Annotated in this window: 18 protein-coding genes; 7 read left to right on the top strand and 11 right to left on the bottom strand. The window is 72.4% G+C overall.

Annotation, left to right across the window (positions count from 1 at the left end):
• Positions 1 to 41 precede the first annotated feature (41 nt).
• Positions 42 to 551 carry a GNAT family N-acetyltransferase gene (locus WH85_RS40255; protein WP_045747424.1) on the top strand — a complete coding sequence of 170 codons (510 nt, stop codon included), beginning with the start codon at positions 42 to 44 and terminating at the stop codon, positions 549 to 551.
• Between the two features lie 16 nt (positions 552 to 567).
• Positions 568 to 972 carry an arsenate reductase ArsC gene (locus WH85_RS40260; protein WP_045747425.1) on the top strand — a complete coding sequence of 135 codons (405 nt, stop codon included), beginning with the start codon at positions 568 to 570 and terminating at the stop codon, positions 970 to 972.
• Positions 973 to 1232: 260 nt separating this feature from the next.
• Here the strand turns inward: WH85_RS40260 and WH85_RS40265 are convergent, their stop codons facing one another.
• The 4 genes from WH85_RS40265 to WH85_RS40275 all read right to left on the bottom strand — a co-directional run bounded on the left by WH85_RS40265 (position 1233) and on the right by WH85_RS40275 (position 3390).
• The gene (locus tag WH85_RS40265) at positions 1233 to 1829 is read right to left on the bottom strand and encodes a TetR/AcrR family transcriptional regulator (RefSeq protein ID WP_045747426.1); all 597 of its coding nucleotides are present in this window, start codon (positions 1827 to 1829) and stop codon (positions 1233 to 1235) included.
• 255 nt (positions 1830 to 2084) lie between these two features.
• On the bottom strand, positions 2085 to 2480 hold the full coding sequence (locus WH85_RS40270) for a hypothetical protein (protein ID WP_045747427.1): 396 nt from the start codon (positions 2478 to 2480) through the stop codon (positions 2085 to 2087).
• A 93-nt stretch (positions 2481 to 2573) separates the two neighbouring features.
• Entirely contained in the window at positions 2574 to 2714 is a 141-nt protein-coding gene (locus WH85_RS51155; protein ID WP_157411525.1) for a hypothetical protein, read from the bottom strand.
• A 34-nt stretch (positions 2715 to 2748) separates the two neighbouring features.
• Positions 2749 to 3390, bottom strand: coding sequence for a hypothetical protein (locus tag WH85_RS40275; protein WP_157411526.1), 642 nt, complete (start codon positions 3388 to 3390; stop codon positions 2749 to 2751).
• A gap of 177 nt (positions 3391 to 3567) precedes the next feature.
• Here WH85_RS40275 and WH85_RS40280 point away from each other — a divergent pair, with 177 nt between their 5' ends.
• A complete protein-coding gene (locus tag WH85_RS40280) occupies positions 3568 to 3951 on the top strand; it encodes a hypothetical protein (protein ID WP_157411527.1) in 384 nt (127 codons plus the stop codon).
• Between the two features lie 48 nt (positions 3952 to 3999).
• On the opposite strand, the gene WH85_RS40285 is transcribed toward WH85_RS40280, so the two are convergent.
• Positions 4000 to 4422 carry an organic hydroperoxide resistance protein gene (locus WH85_RS40285; protein ID WP_045747430.1) on the bottom strand — a complete coding sequence of 141 codons (423 nt, stop codon included), beginning with the start codon at positions 4420 to 4422 and terminating at the stop codon, positions 4000 to 4002.
• Positions 4423 to 4426: 4 nt separating this feature from the next.
• The gene (locus WH85_RS40290) at positions 4427 to 4879 is read right to left on the bottom strand and encodes a MarR family winged helix-turn-helix transcriptional regulator (RefSeq protein WP_063775597.1); all 453 of its coding nucleotides are present in this window, start codon (positions 4877 to 4879) and stop codon (positions 4427 to 4429) included.
• Between the two features lie 80 nt (positions 4880 to 4959).
• Here WH85_RS40290 and WH85_RS40295 point away from each other — a divergent pair, with 80 nt between their 5' ends.
• On the top strand, positions 4960 to 5478 hold the full coding sequence (locus tag WH85_RS40295) for a GNAT family N-acetyltransferase (protein ID WP_045747431.1): 519 nt from the start codon (positions 4960 to 4962) through the stop codon (positions 5476 to 5478).
• On the opposite strand, the gene WH85_RS40300 is transcribed toward WH85_RS40295, so the two are convergent.
• The gene (locus WH85_RS40300; protein ID WP_045747432.1) at positions 5442 to 6218 is read right to left on the bottom strand and encodes an endonuclease/exonuclease/phosphatase family protein; all 777 of its coding nucleotides are present in this window, start codon (positions 6216 to 6218) and stop codon (positions 5442 to 5444) included. The genes WH85_RS40295 and WH85_RS40300 overlap by 37 nt on opposite strands.
• A 114-nt stretch (positions 6219 to 6332) precedes the next feature.
• Here WH85_RS40300 and WH85_RS40305 point away from each other — a divergent pair, with 114 nt between their 5' ends.
• Both WH85_RS40305 and WH85_RS40310 read left to right on the top strand, forming a co-directional pair.
• Entirely contained in the window at positions 6333 to 7097 is a 765-nt protein-coding gene (locus WH85_RS40305) for a sulfite exporter TauE/SafE family protein (protein WP_045747433.1), read from the top strand.
• Entirely contained in the window at positions 7094 to 7573 is a 480-nt protein-coding gene (locus WH85_RS40310) for a heme-degrading domain-containing protein (RefSeq protein ID WP_045747434.1), read from the top strand. Before WH85_RS40305 ends, WH85_RS40310 begins: the two co-directional genes overlap by 4 nt.
• A gap of 101 nt (positions 7574 to 7674) precedes the next feature.
• Here WH85_RS40310 and WH85_RS40315 read toward each other — a convergent pair whose 3' ends face one another.
• Positions 7675 to 8535, bottom strand: coding sequence for an enoyl-CoA hydratase/isomerase family protein (locus WH85_RS40315; RefSeq protein WP_045747435.1), 861 nt, complete (start codon positions 8533 to 8535; stop codon positions 7675 to 7677).
• A gap of 191 nt (positions 8536 to 8726) precedes the next feature.
• On the opposite strand from WH85_RS40315, the gene WH85_RS40320 reads away from it, so the two are divergent.
• Positions 8727 to 9707 (top strand): NAD-dependent epimerase/dehydratase family protein, encoded by a 981-nt coding sequence (locus tag WH85_RS40320; protein ID WP_045747436.1) that lies wholly within the window; start codon positions 8727 to 8729, stop codon positions 9705 to 9707.
• Here WH85_RS40320 and WH85_RS40325 read toward each other — a convergent pair.
• From WH85_RS40325 to WH85_RS40335, 3 genes are all read right to left on the bottom strand, one after another.
• Positions 9686 to 10183, bottom strand: coding sequence for a hypothetical protein (locus WH85_RS40325; RefSeq protein ID WP_045747437.1), 498 nt, complete (start codon positions 10181 to 10183; stop codon positions 9686 to 9688). The genes WH85_RS40320 and WH85_RS40325 overlap by 22 nt on opposite strands.
• Before the next feature lie 96 nt (positions 10184 to 10279).
• Entirely contained in the window at positions 10280 to 10666 is a 387-nt protein-coding gene (locus tag WH85_RS40330) for a DUF3592 domain-containing protein (protein ID WP_045747438.1), read from the bottom strand.
• Positions 10667 to 10738: 72 nt separating this feature from the next.
• Positions 10739 to 12409, bottom strand: a complete 1671-nt coding sequence (locus WH85_RS40335) for an FAD-binding dehydrogenase (protein ID WP_045747446.1) — start codon at positions 12407 to 12409, stop codon at positions 10739 to 10741.
• Between the last annotated feature and the right edge of the window lie 289 nt (positions 12410 to 12698).

A 12698-nucleotide genomic window follows, 5' to 3' on the forward strand; every position in this document is an offset into this window, starting at 1 on the left:
CCCATCACCGTCGCCACTCCCGACCAGCGGAAGGCCCCGACATGACCACGACGACCACCGGCATCCGGATCGCCGCGATGGCCGACGAGCACGCCGCGCAGGTCCTGGAGATCTACCGGCTCGGCATCGCCACCGGCAACGCGACCTTCGAGACCGAACCACCCACCTGGGACCGGTTCACCACCACCCGCCTGCCCGGCCACCGTTTCGTCGCCCTCGGCGCCGAGGGCGACGTGCTCGGCTGGGTCGCCTGCAGCGCGGTGTCCGACCGCTGCGTCTACGCCGGCGTCGTCGAGCACTCCGTCTACGTCCACCCCGCCCACAGCGGCAAAGGCATCGGCCGGGCCCTGCTCGGCGCGCTGATCACGGCCACCGAGGACGCCGGCATCTGGACCGTCCAATCCGGGATCTTCCCCGAGAACACCTCCAGCCTGGCCCTGCACGCCGCCTGCGGGTTCCGCACCGTCGGCACCCGGATGCGCGTCGGCGCACACCACGGAGTCTGGCGCGACGTCATCCTCGTCGAACGCCGCAGCCCCACCATCAACTGATCACCGGAGAAGATTCGTGACCGCCACACCCAGCGTTCTGTTCGTCTGCGTCCACAACGCCGGCCGTTCCCAGATGGCCGCCGGCTGGCTGCGCCACCTCGCCGCGGGCCGCGTCGAGGTCCGGTCCGCGGGCTCCGCGCCCGCCGACCGGATCAACCCGGTCGCCGCCCAGGCCATGGCCGAGGTCGGCATCGACATCACCGCCGAACAGCCCCGCAGACTCGACCACGCCACCGCCGAGGCCAGCGACGTCATCATCACCATGGGCTGCGGCGACGCCTGCCCGATCTTCCCCGGCAAACGCTACGAGGACTGGAGACTCGACGACCCGGCCGGCCAGGGCATCGACGCGGTCCGCCCGATCCGCGACGAGATCCGCACCCGCATCGAGCATCTCCTCACCGAACTCGACCTCACCTGATCAACGGGCCGCGTACGGCCCGCAGCGTGCGGGAGACACCCGGCCAGACACGTTGACGTGGTCAGGGTGCGAAGCCCGTCCGCGTGGTGACCTCAGCCGCGCCGGCCGCCCGAAATCACCACACCCGTCGTGGCGTGGTGACTACGGGCGCGCTGGGCGCCCCCAGTCACCACACCCGTGGTGGCATGTGGTGACTGGGGGCGCGCTACGGGCCCGTAATCACCACACCCGTCGTGGAGCATGGTGATTACCGCCGGGATCTAGGGGTGGGGTGTGGCGGGGAGCACGTGGAGCGCGTCCAGAGCGACCGCGGTCAGGGCCGCCCGCCCGACCCCCGCCCGGCCGAGCAGTTCCATCCCGCGGGTGACGGCGACGAAGTACATCGCCAGCGACGGCAGGTTCGCGTCCGCCGGGAGGTCCCCGCTCTGCTGCGCGTGCCCGAGACAGGTGGCGTAGATCCCGGCGAGGTCCTCGATACCGGCCCGGGTGACCTCCGCCAGCGGGTCCTGGTCGCCGGTCGACTCGACGAGCGCCCGCGTGGTGAGCGAGACCCGGCTGTCGGCACGGCTGAACTCGATCGCCATGCGCAGCATGTGCCCGCGGATCCGTTCCAGCGGGGAGGCGTCGCCGTGCTGGAGCGCCTCGGAGACGGCCCGCGCCGCCTCCTCGCGGTCCTCGGACAGCGCCCGCAGGAACAGCTCCCGTTTGCCGCCGAACGCGTTGTAGAGGCTCTGCTTGCCCAGGCCGGTCGCCCGCACCAGGTCGTCCAGGGTCGTGGCGGCGAGACCGTTCACGACGAACACCTCGGTGGCACTGCTGACGACGTCGCGTTCGACGAACTTCCGGGGGCGTGGCATCGGCCCAGAATATGTTATTGACTGGCTGGTCAAAGACGTGTGGCCCCGGTGCTGCCTCCGGTGCCGATGCTCCCCCACGACCGTCCCACCACGACGGCCACCGTCGCGGCGGGGCCTGTCGAGTACCGCCATGTGCAGCGCGGCCCGCGCACGGTGCTGGTGCTGCACGGCGGGCACCTGCGCGCCGGCGATGTGCTCGGCGACCGGGCGCCCCGGCGGATCGGCGGATCGGACAGCCGGGCGGATCCGGCGGTGTCAGCCCTGCTCGGGGGCCGCGGTGGTGCGGGTGGCGGCGGTGAGGCGGCGCACGGCCTCGGTGACGGCTTTGCGGCCGGCCTCCTGGTTGCGGCTCGGGGCGGAGTCGACCGGGTGCACCAGGATGCGGCGCAACACGAACCGGACCGGGACGATCGTGCCGTCGCCGAGGCGGGTCAGTTCTTCGACGACGCCGTCACGGACGTGGCCCGCGCACCAGCCGGCGTCCTCGGGGTCGCAGTAGTCGCCGACCCAGGCGCCGTCCTGCTCGTCGACGAACGCGAACTCCTCGGACGGCTCCACATCGGCGAGGATCTTCGCGATCCCGCCGCAGTTGGTGTGCGTTCCGGTCTTGACGGTGATGTCGCGCACGGCGCGGTCGAACACGAAGCCCACCCGCGCACGATAGCCGTCCGGGCGGCCCCGCGGCGGACAGCTCCGGTGATCGGGGGCGGACCCGCCGGTTCAGCAGGGCGGACGTCTCGTGTGTCAGGCGTCGCCGCTGGTGGTCGGGTCAACGGTCCGGTCGTCGATCGGGGCGCCCGGGCAGGCCGGCCGGAACCGGTCGCAGGCACCGGTGACGGCACCGAAGGAGACGGCGCGGACGGGGTCGTGGTGCGGCTCCGGCATGAGTGCTCCGTTCGTACCCTGGAGAAGGCCGGGGTCAGCGGTGGGCGCGGCGCGGCAGGCGCAGCCCGGCCATGGTGTGCAGCGCGGCCTGGTTCCTGCGGCGGCGCGGCACGGTGGCGGCCACCGGGACCGGCGGCGCGGCTTCATCCACGGACGTCTCCACGGGCTCCGCGGCCTCGACAATCGGCTCGGCATCCGGCTCGGCATCCGGATCCGGCGTCGGCTCGAAGTCGAGGATGTCGGCCTCCTCGGCCTCCTGTGCGGCGACGGCGGGCGTGTGCCGGGCCAGGACCGGTGCGGCTGCCAGGTTCGCGGCGACGAACAGGGCGGCGAGGGCCGCGGCCAGGGGCATCGACGTGACCGAGGTGGCGACCAGTACGGCTGCGGCGGCCGCGGTGCCCACGACGGCGGTGGTGCCGAGGCGGCGCAGCGAGTACGCCTCGCGGGACGTGAACCGGACCGCGGCGAGGGTGCTGACGGCTCCGAGGATCGCGGTGGCGGCCAGTCCGGCGGCCAGGGGGGCGAGCCGGCCGGTGGTCTCGGTCTCGTCGGCGAGCAGGAAGATCAGGAACGGCAGTCCGACGAGGGTGATGCCGAGCAGGACCACCGCGTCGACGGTGAGCACGATCGCCGCCGAGCCGACCGCGTCGAAGCGCCGTCGTTCGTATGCCGCCATCTCGGCCATTCTGGTGCCGCCTTTCCCCGTTACCGACCCGTGATCAGGGGCAGCACGGTAACCCATGGCGGCGGGGCCTGTCGCGAGCGGGTGAGTCACACCAGTCGCTAGCATCGGAGGCGGTCACTATCTGCGAGGGGGAGGCACGCGTTGCGGGGCAAGCTTCAGGATCGGGCGTTGGCACAGGTCGCGCCGATGTTGTCGGCGGGTGAGACGCCGCTGGCGGCGGCCCGTGCGGTGGTGGGCCGGTTCGCGTCGAGCCGGTTGAGTGCGGCGGCTGCCGGTGCCGGGGCGCTGGGTGCGGCGCTGACGTCGACGAGCAAGCAGTTCGTCGTGCTGACCGACCAGCGGATGATCTTTTTGACGCAGACGTTCCTGGGTGGGCCCGGTGAGACGTTCCTGGGTCAGGTGCCGCGTGAGCAGGTGTCGCTGGCGGAGGCGTCGTTCGGGGTGGTGAGTCATCTGCGGATCGCGTTCGGGGCGGCCGGTGACGGGGTGGCGTTGACGTTTCCCCTGGTGGACAAGCGCAACGCCGAGCAGTTGGCGGCGGCGCTGCGATGAGCGGCGGCGCCGGGCCCGTGACGGGGCCCGGCGCCGGCGGTGTGACCGTCAGGCGACGGCCAGTTTGACCTCGATGTTGCCGCGGGTGGCGTTGGAGTACGGGCAGACCTGGTGGGCGGCCTCGAGCAGGGCGGTGGCGGTGGCCTCGTCCACGCCGGGCAGCTCGACCTCGATGGCGGCGTTGAGCTGGAAGCCGGTGCCGGCGGTGTTCGGGCCGATGCCGACGTCGACGGTGATCGCGGTGTCGGTGAGGGTGATCTTCTGCATGCCGGCGACCCGCTTGAGGGCGCTGTGGAAGCAGGCGGCGTAGCCGGCGGCGAACAGCTGCTCGGGGTTGGTGAAGGCGCCGCCGGGGCCGCCCAGTTCCTTCGGCATGACCAGGTCGAAGTCGAGAACACCGTCGCTGGAGCGGACGTGTCCGCTGCGGCCGTCGCCGGTGGCGGTGGCGGAGGCCGTGTAGAGGGCGCTCATGGTGTCAGCCTTTCGGGGGAAGGGTGGCTGTGCCGCGGGCGCGGGACAGCAGGTGGTTGAGCTGGGCGAGCTCGTCGAGGGTGAGCCCGGTGGCGCAGACCAGTTGCCGGGTGAGGTCGCCGATCTGCTCGCGCAGGGCGACCCCGGTGGCGGTGAGGTGGACCGTGACGACGCGTTCGTCGTGGGTCTGCCGTTCGCGGCGCAGGTGGCCCTGTGTTTCGAGGCGTTTGAGCAGCGGCGACAGGGTGCCACTGTCGAGCCGCAGGGTGTGCCCGAGGTCACGGACCGTGGTGGGCCCGTCGTGCCAGAGGACGCGCAGGACCAGGTATTGCGGGTAGGTCAGGCCGTGCGGGTCGAGCAGCGGCCGGTAGATCGCGGTCATCCCGCGACTGGCCGCGTAGAGCTGGAAGCAGATCATGTCGTCCAGCGCGGTGCTCTCCCGTACATCCTTTCGCATGACCAGAACAGTAGCCCGCAATTCAGTTGTGCACAACCGACCAGTGCTGTGGATCACCACCCTGTGTGATCATTCCCGGCATGCCGTCCATCCGATTCGTGACGCTCTCCCCCGCCGCGCTGACCGCCCTGATCGCCGGCGACCTGCCCGCCGCCGGCGCCGCGGCCGGGCACCCGCTGAGCCGCTACCTCGTCGACGAGAACTGGCTGTGGCGGGTACGCCTCGACGACATCACCCGTGACCCGCGGGCCGCCGACTGGATCGCCCGCGCCGCGGTCGCCGAACCCGACGGGATCGTCGTCGGCCACGGCGGCTTCCACGGCCCGCCCGACGACGACGGCATCGTCGAGGTCGCCTACTCCGTCGACCCGGCCCACCGCCGCCGCGGCTACGCCCGCGCCATGCTCGCCGCCCTGCTGGAACGCGCCGACGCCGACCCGCAGGTCACCGCCGTCCGCGCCAGCATCCGCCCGGACAACACCGGCTCACGCGCCACCATCGCCGGATTCGGCTTCAAGAAGATCGGCGAGCAGTGGGACCCGCAGGACGGCCTGGAAGACGTCTACCTGCGGTCGAGCCGCACCACCAGCGGACGGTGATCCGACACCGGGACGTGCGGGGCACGCACCTGCAGCACCCGGCCCAGCCCGGCAGCACCCCGCGGCTCGACGAGGACATGGTCGAGCTGGGTCCGCGGCGCCGGGCTGGGAAACGTCGCCGCCCGCCCCAGAGACCGCCAGCCGGTGAACGCCCGCACCGGCCCCGCCGGCATGTTCAGGTCACCGAGCAGCACCCGCGGGGCGGGCAACGCCCGCAACGCCCGGACCGCATGCCGCAACTGCCGCACATTCCAGCCCGGCACGAACGACAGATGCGTCGTGGCCACCGTCACCAGACCGCCCGGGGTCTCCAGCACCGCGGCCAGCAACACCCGCGGCTCGTCCCGCAGCAACAGCACCCGGCCCTGCGGCACGTACACCGGGGACCGCACCGGCGCACCCGGCAACTGCGTGATCTGCCACCGTCGCACCGGGTACCGGCTGACCAGGGCGATCCCGTACTGCGGGTGGGCCAGGTCCGCGCCGGCATGCCACGGCTCCCACACCTGCCCGGGGGTGCCGACCACCGCCGCGGCGAACCGGTGCGACCCCGCACCCAGCGCGTCCGCCGCAAGAACGGTCAGGTCCAGGCCGCCGCTGCGGGGCTGGGCCCGGTCGACCTCCTGCAATCCCAGCACGTCGGCATCCAGGTCGGCAATGGCGGCCGAGATCCGGCCGGCGTGTACGGTGCCGTCCGACAATGATCGGCCGTGCAACAGGTTGAAAGTGGCCAGGCGCACGAGCCGACCCTAGCCAACGGAGTGGTGGATGTTTGTCAAGGCGGTGTGTTGCGCCGCGACGCTGTTCGTCGCCGGAGCGATGCTCGGGATCTGGCTGCAGAAGGCCCGCAAGAAATGATCGCGACTCTGCTGGTGGCGGCCGCGATGGCCGGCTGGGTCGACGCGGTCGTCGGCGGCGGCGGCCTGCTGCTGCTGCCCGCCCTGCTGCTCGCCGCCCCCCACCTGCCCCTGGCGACAGCACTGGGCACGAACAAACTCGCGGCCATCTGCGGAACCAGCACCGCGGCGTTCACGTACGCGCGCCGCACGACGATAGACTGGGCGGTGGCCGGCCCGGCCGCGGCACTGGCGATGCTCTGCGCCGGCTGCGGCGCGGCCCTGGCCGGGGCGATCCCCGCGTCCGCGTACCGCCCGGTGGTCCTGGCCGTGCTGATCGCCGTCGCCGTGTTCGTCACCGTGCGCCCCCAGATGGGCCTGCGCGAACACACCGAGAAACGCACACCGTGGCGCCGCGGCCTCGCCGTCGCGGTCGCCGGCGCCGGCGTCGCCACCTACGACGGACTGATCGGCCCCGGCACCGGCACCTTCCTCGTCCTGGCGTTCACCACCATCGTCGGCGCCGACTTCGTACACGGCTCCGCCATGGCCAAAATCGTCAACACGGCCACCAACCTCGGCGCCCTGATCGTCTTCGCCGCCACCGGCAACGTCGCCTGGCTGATCGGCCTCGGCATGGCCGTCTGCAACATCGCCGGCGCGGTCCTCGGCGCCCGGATGGCCCTCCACCGCGGCGCCGGATTCGTCCGCATCGTGCTGCTGGTCGTGGTCCTCGCCCTGATCGTCCGCCTCGGCTGGGACCAGTTCACAATCAGATCATGAGCGACGACGACCTGACCGCCCTGATCACCTCCGTCGAACAGCAGGAACACCACCTCGTGTTCCCCCGCTTCGACGAGGCCGACGCCTGGGAACTCGGCTCCCTGCTGGTGCGCCTGGCCACCGAACGCCGCCTGCCGGTCGCCATCGACATCCGCCGCGGCACCCAGCAGCTGTTCCACGCCGCCCTGCCCGGCGCCACCGCCGACAACGACACCTGGATCCAGCGCAAGGTCCGCGTCGTCGAACGCTACGGCGCGTCGTCGTACCTGGTCGGGCGCCGCCTCGCCGCCCGCGGGACCACCCTGGGACCCGAACTGGGCGTCGACCCCGCCCTCTACGCCGCGCACGGCGGTTCTTTTCCGGTACGCGTGAGCGGCGCCGGCGTGATCGGCGCCGTCACGGTCTCCGGGCTGCCCCAGGCCGACGATCACGCCCTGGTCGTCGAAGCGATCACCGCGTACCTCGGCGACCGCTGACCGTCTGACAGCCCGGCCCTGTCAGACGGGCGTCGTCCGGGCCGACGACAGGGCCACTGGTCGCTGCTGCCGTCGCCGGTGTCGCCGGCCGCCGCGGCCGGTCAGTTCGCGGGGAACACCGGGCGGCGTCTGGCGACGACGGCGGCGATGCCCTCCCGGCCGTCCGGGGAACCCGCGCGTGCGGCCAGCTCGGCCACCTCACTGTCGAGCTGGCCGTCCAGCGACGCCGCCGTGCTCGCGGCGAGCAGCCGCTTGACCGCCCCGAGCGAGCCGGTCGACGACCGCAGGGCCGCGTCGGCGTACTCCTGCACAGCATCGTCGAGCTGTTCGCCGTCCACGACCCGGGTCACCAGGCCCCACTGCCGGGCGGTGGCCGCGTCGAGCCGCCGGTTCGTCAACGCCAGCTCGAACGCCCGCTGCGCACCGATACGGCGGGGCAGGAACCAGGACGCACCGCCGTCCGGGGACAACCCGGCCGCCGCGTACGCGAACACGAACGCGGCCTGCTCCGACGCCACCACGACGTCAGCGCCCGCGACCAGGGACAACCCGGCGCCGGCGGCGACACCCTGCACCCGGGCGATGACCGGCGCGTCCCCGGCGGCGAACGCACGGACCGCCACGTGCAGGGCCTGCGCGGTCGCCGCCACCCGCGCCGCCGTCTCCTCCGCAGCGGCGAGCTCGTCGGCCGCGGCTTTCCCGACGGCGGGCTCGGCAACGGCGGCTTCGGCAACGGCGGTTCCCTCGGCGGCGGCGAAGGAGGGCAGGTCGCCGCCCACGCAGAAGAAACGGCCCGCGGCGCGCAGCACGACCACCCGGGCGCCGGCCACCTTCTCCGCGGCCCGCCCCAGCTCCTGCGCCATCTCCAGGGTGATGGCGTTACCGGCCCGCGGCCGCGTCAACTCGACGGTCGCGACGCCCCGGTCGTCGATCGACACCCGTACGTTCCCGGCGTTGTCCATGCGGTGACGCTCCCCTGTCGAGACGGATCTTCCGTGGTGAGGATCTTCGACGGCATGCGGTTCGGCAAGCCGGGCCCAGACCGGGGCAATGATCGGAAACACTCACCGGGGACTGATCGCGCCGACAGCTGAATCTGCCGACGGCAGAGCGCCCTGTGCCCGGCGGCCCGGGGCGGGGCAGGCTGTCCGGCATGCGGATTCTGGTGCTCGGGGGAAGTGGGTTCGTCGGCCGTGCGGTCGCGTCCGAGGCGGTGGCCCGCGGCGACACGGTGACCGTCGTCAACCGGGGCGCCCGGGAGCCGGTCCCGGGTGTGCACACGGTGGTCGCCGACCGGCGGGACCCCGGCTTCACGGTCCCCGGCGGCACCTGGGACGCGGTGGTCGACACGTGGTCGGCGCAGGCGCAACCGGTCCGGACCGCGGCCCGGCTGCTACGGGGACGGGCCGGGCATTACACCTACGTGTCGTCGCGGTCGGTTTACGCGTACCCCACGACGGGTTTGATCCTGACTGAAGAGGCGCCGCTGGTGGACGTGGGCGATCCCGGGTACGCCGGTGACAAGCTGCGCGGCGAGCAGGGGACGGCGGCGTTCGCCGGCCCGGTGCTGCTGGCCCGGGCCGGGCTGATCCTCGGCCCGCACGAGGACGTCGGCCGGCTGCCCTGGTGGCTGCGCCGCCTGCACCGCGGCGGGCCGGTCCTGGCGCCCGGCCCGCAGGATCTGCCCCTGCAGTACGTCGACGCCCGCGACCTGGCGACCTTCGTGCTGGACGCAGCGGCGGCCGGGGTGTCCGGGCCGGTCAACACGGTCAGCGCCCCCGGTCACACCACCATGGGTGAGTTGTTGACGGTGGCGGCCGCGGTGACCGGCGGCCGGGCCCGGCTGCACTGGACCGACCCGCAGGTGATCCTCGACGCCGGGATAGAACCGTGGACGCAGCTGCCGATCTGGTTGCCGCCCGGCCCCGACCACACGTTCCTGCACACCGGCGACGTCAGCCGGGCACTCGGCCTGGGGTTGCGGTGCCGTCCCGTCCAGGACACGGTCGCCGACACGTGGGAGTGGCTGTCGGCCCAGCCCGCCGACCTGCCGACCCGCGCCGACCGTCCGCCGGTCGGCCTGGACCCGGCCGTGGAGGCGACTCTGCTGCCTCAGCCGTTCGCGGCCTCGTAGGCGTCCTCGGCGAGCAGGTCGATGTAGTGGCCCAGGGAGCACGCCGAGGTGTAGCTGACCACCGCGCCCTGCACCCGCCCCAGGTAGTGGGGCGCGTGTTTGCCCTTCGCCCCGCCGAGGTCCTCGTATTCTTCGATCCGGTCGACGATCTTGTCCCGTTCGGCGACGATGGCACTGTCCGTGACACCTTCCGCCGCGGCGACGATCGTCTCGGCCTGGGCAACCGTCGGCTTCGGGACACCCCGGACATTCGTGATCCGGTACGCGACGCTGCACGACGCGGCCTCGGGGGTGTCCGCCGCGGCGGCGGCGCTGGTGGCCGTGGTCGCGGTCGTGGTCGCGGGGGCACTCGACGGAACGCTCGCCGCCGGGGCGGTCGTGGCCGGGGCGGCCTCCGTGGTGGTGTCCGTGCCCCCGCATCCGGTGAGGGCGAACGCGGCGGCGGTACCGATGACGATTGCTGCTGTGAAACGCATCGGCGCAGGCTAGACCTTTGATCAACTGCCTGTTCGGCCCCCGCCGCCCGGGCTGCCGGTGCCGAAGCGGAACCCGGGTGGCATATCACCCGGGGTTCACGACGCGAACAGGATCCCGGCCCCGATGAAGAGCACACCGATCAGCGGCGGCACCCCGATCATCAGCACGTTGTGCCGGACCGAGTTCAGCCAGGCGGTGTCCGGCCGGTGCGGCAGATGCAGCACCGGCACCTGCGCGCCGAGCCCGTGCAGGGACCGGAACGCCTTCAACCCGACGGTGAACTCGTGATGCCGACCGGACTCATCCGGATACGAGATCACCGGGGAGTACAGCGACTTGCCGTCACGGGACCGCTCGACCCGGACCACCGCGCCCTGCACCCGCCGGCCGTCACGGCCCAGCCGCCGGACCCGGACGCCCTGGGCCACCCCGGCCCCGATGAGGAACATGCCCGCCAGAAGACAGACGATCAGCGCAATCATGCCCGAGATCATCGCCCACCACGCACCGCCGTCGATGCCCGGGTTCGCCGCTGATCCGCGGGTGTTCAGCCCTCAGAGACTGCGCGCCGCGTGCCGGCCGGCAGCCCGGCCACTGAACAGGCAACCGCCCAGGAACGTGCCTTCGAGGGCGTTGTACCCGTGCACCCCACCACCGCCGAACCCGGCCACCTCGCCCGCCGCATACAACCCGGGCAGCACCTCACCCGACGCCGTCAACGCCCGCGAGTCCAGGTCCGTCTGGATACCGCCGAGGGTCTTACGGGTCAGCGTGTGCAGCTTCACCCCGATCAACGGGCCCGCCGCCGCATCCAGCAGCCGGTGCGGCGCCACCGTCCGGCCGATCCGGTCACCCAGATAACGCCGGGAATTGTGGATGCCCTGAATCTGGGCGTCCTTGCTGACCGCGTTGGCCACCTGCCGGTCCCGGGCCTCCACCTGCGCCCGGACCAGCGCCGCGTCCAGCAACGGCTCCGCAGTCAGCTTGTTCATCCCCGCAACCAGCTCGTCCAGACCCGCCGCCACCACGAAATCCGCCCCGTGATCCTTGAACGCCTCCACCGGGGCCGGCGCACCCCTGCCGAACAGCCGCTCCCGGGTGAACGCCTTACGGTCCTTCGCCGTCACGTCCGGGTTCTGCTCCGACCCGGACAGCGCGAACTCCTTCTCGATGATCCGCTGCGTCAGCACGAACCACGAATGGTCGTACCCGGCGATCTCCGGCGTCGTCCGCAGGTACCTCAACGTGCCCAGCGTGTCGTAGCTGGGGAAGAACGGCGCGGGCAACCGCCGGCCCCGCGCGTCCAGCCACAACGGCGACGGCGCCGACAGGATCCGGATCCCGTGCCCCGGCCAGACCGGATTCCAGTTCCGCACACCCTCGGTGTAATGCCACATCCGGTCCCGGTTGACCAACCGCGCCCCCGCCGACTCGGCGATACCCAGCATCCGCCCGTCCACATACGCCGGAACACCCGTCACCATCGACTGCGGCGCCGTGCCGAGCCGGGAAGGCCAGAATTCACGGATCAGGTCATGGTTCGCCCCGATCCCCCCGGACGTCACGACCACCGCCTGCGCCCGGATCTCGAAGTCACCGGTGACCTCCCGGTTCGACGACACACCCCGCGCCGCGTCGTCCGGCGCCAGCACACTGCCCCGCACACCCACGACCGTGCCGCCCTCCACGATCAGCGCGTCCGCCCGGTGCCGGAACCGCAACTGCAACAGCCCCGCCTCCGACGCCCGCAACGCCGACTCCACGAACGGCGCCACCACCCCGGTCCCGGTACCCCACGTGACATGGAACCGCGGCACCGAATTGCCGTGCCCGTCAGCACGCAGGTCACCGCGCTCGGCCCAGCCCGCGAACGGCAACCAGCTCATCCCCAGCGACGCCAGCCAGGACCGCTTCTCCCCCGCCGCGAACTCGACGTACGCCCGCGCCCACCTGACCGCCCACGCATCCTCATCACCCAACCGGTCGAACCCGGCACTGGACTGCCAGTCACCCCAGGCCAGCTCGACACTGTCCCGGACACGGGCCCGCCTCTGCTCGGGACTGCCGACGAAGAACAGCCCACCGAACGACCACCACGCCTGACCACCCAGATTCGCCGCGTTCTCCTGATCGAGCAGCACCACCCGTTTCCCGGCGGCGGACAACTCGTGCGCGGCAGCCAGCCCGGCCAGGCCGGCACCCACGATGACGACGTCGGTCTCCACGAGCACGTCCCTCCCCACGAACAACGGATACGAGAACCTATCGCGTCCCCGGGCGCGGCGAAACGACACGCCGACCCGCCACTGTGGCGTCGCTCGCCCCACCAGCACCCGGCCCCGCATCCACCCCGCCCCCGGCGACAATGAAACCGTGCCCGATCCCGCACGCACCCGCGCCGACCTCGCCGGACTCCGCCCGGACCTGCTCAGCCGCTACGACGACGCCCTACCCGGCGCCCGAGCGGCCGTCCTCGCCCGCCTCCTCGGCGCCCTCGAACGCGAACCCCTGCCC

The organism is Actinoplanes rectilineatus (genome assembly GCF_000962825.1).
GTDB classification, from domain to species: domain Bacteria; phylum Actinomycetota; class Actinomycetes; order Mycobacteriales; family Micromonosporaceae; genus Actinoplanes; species Actinoplanes rectilineatus.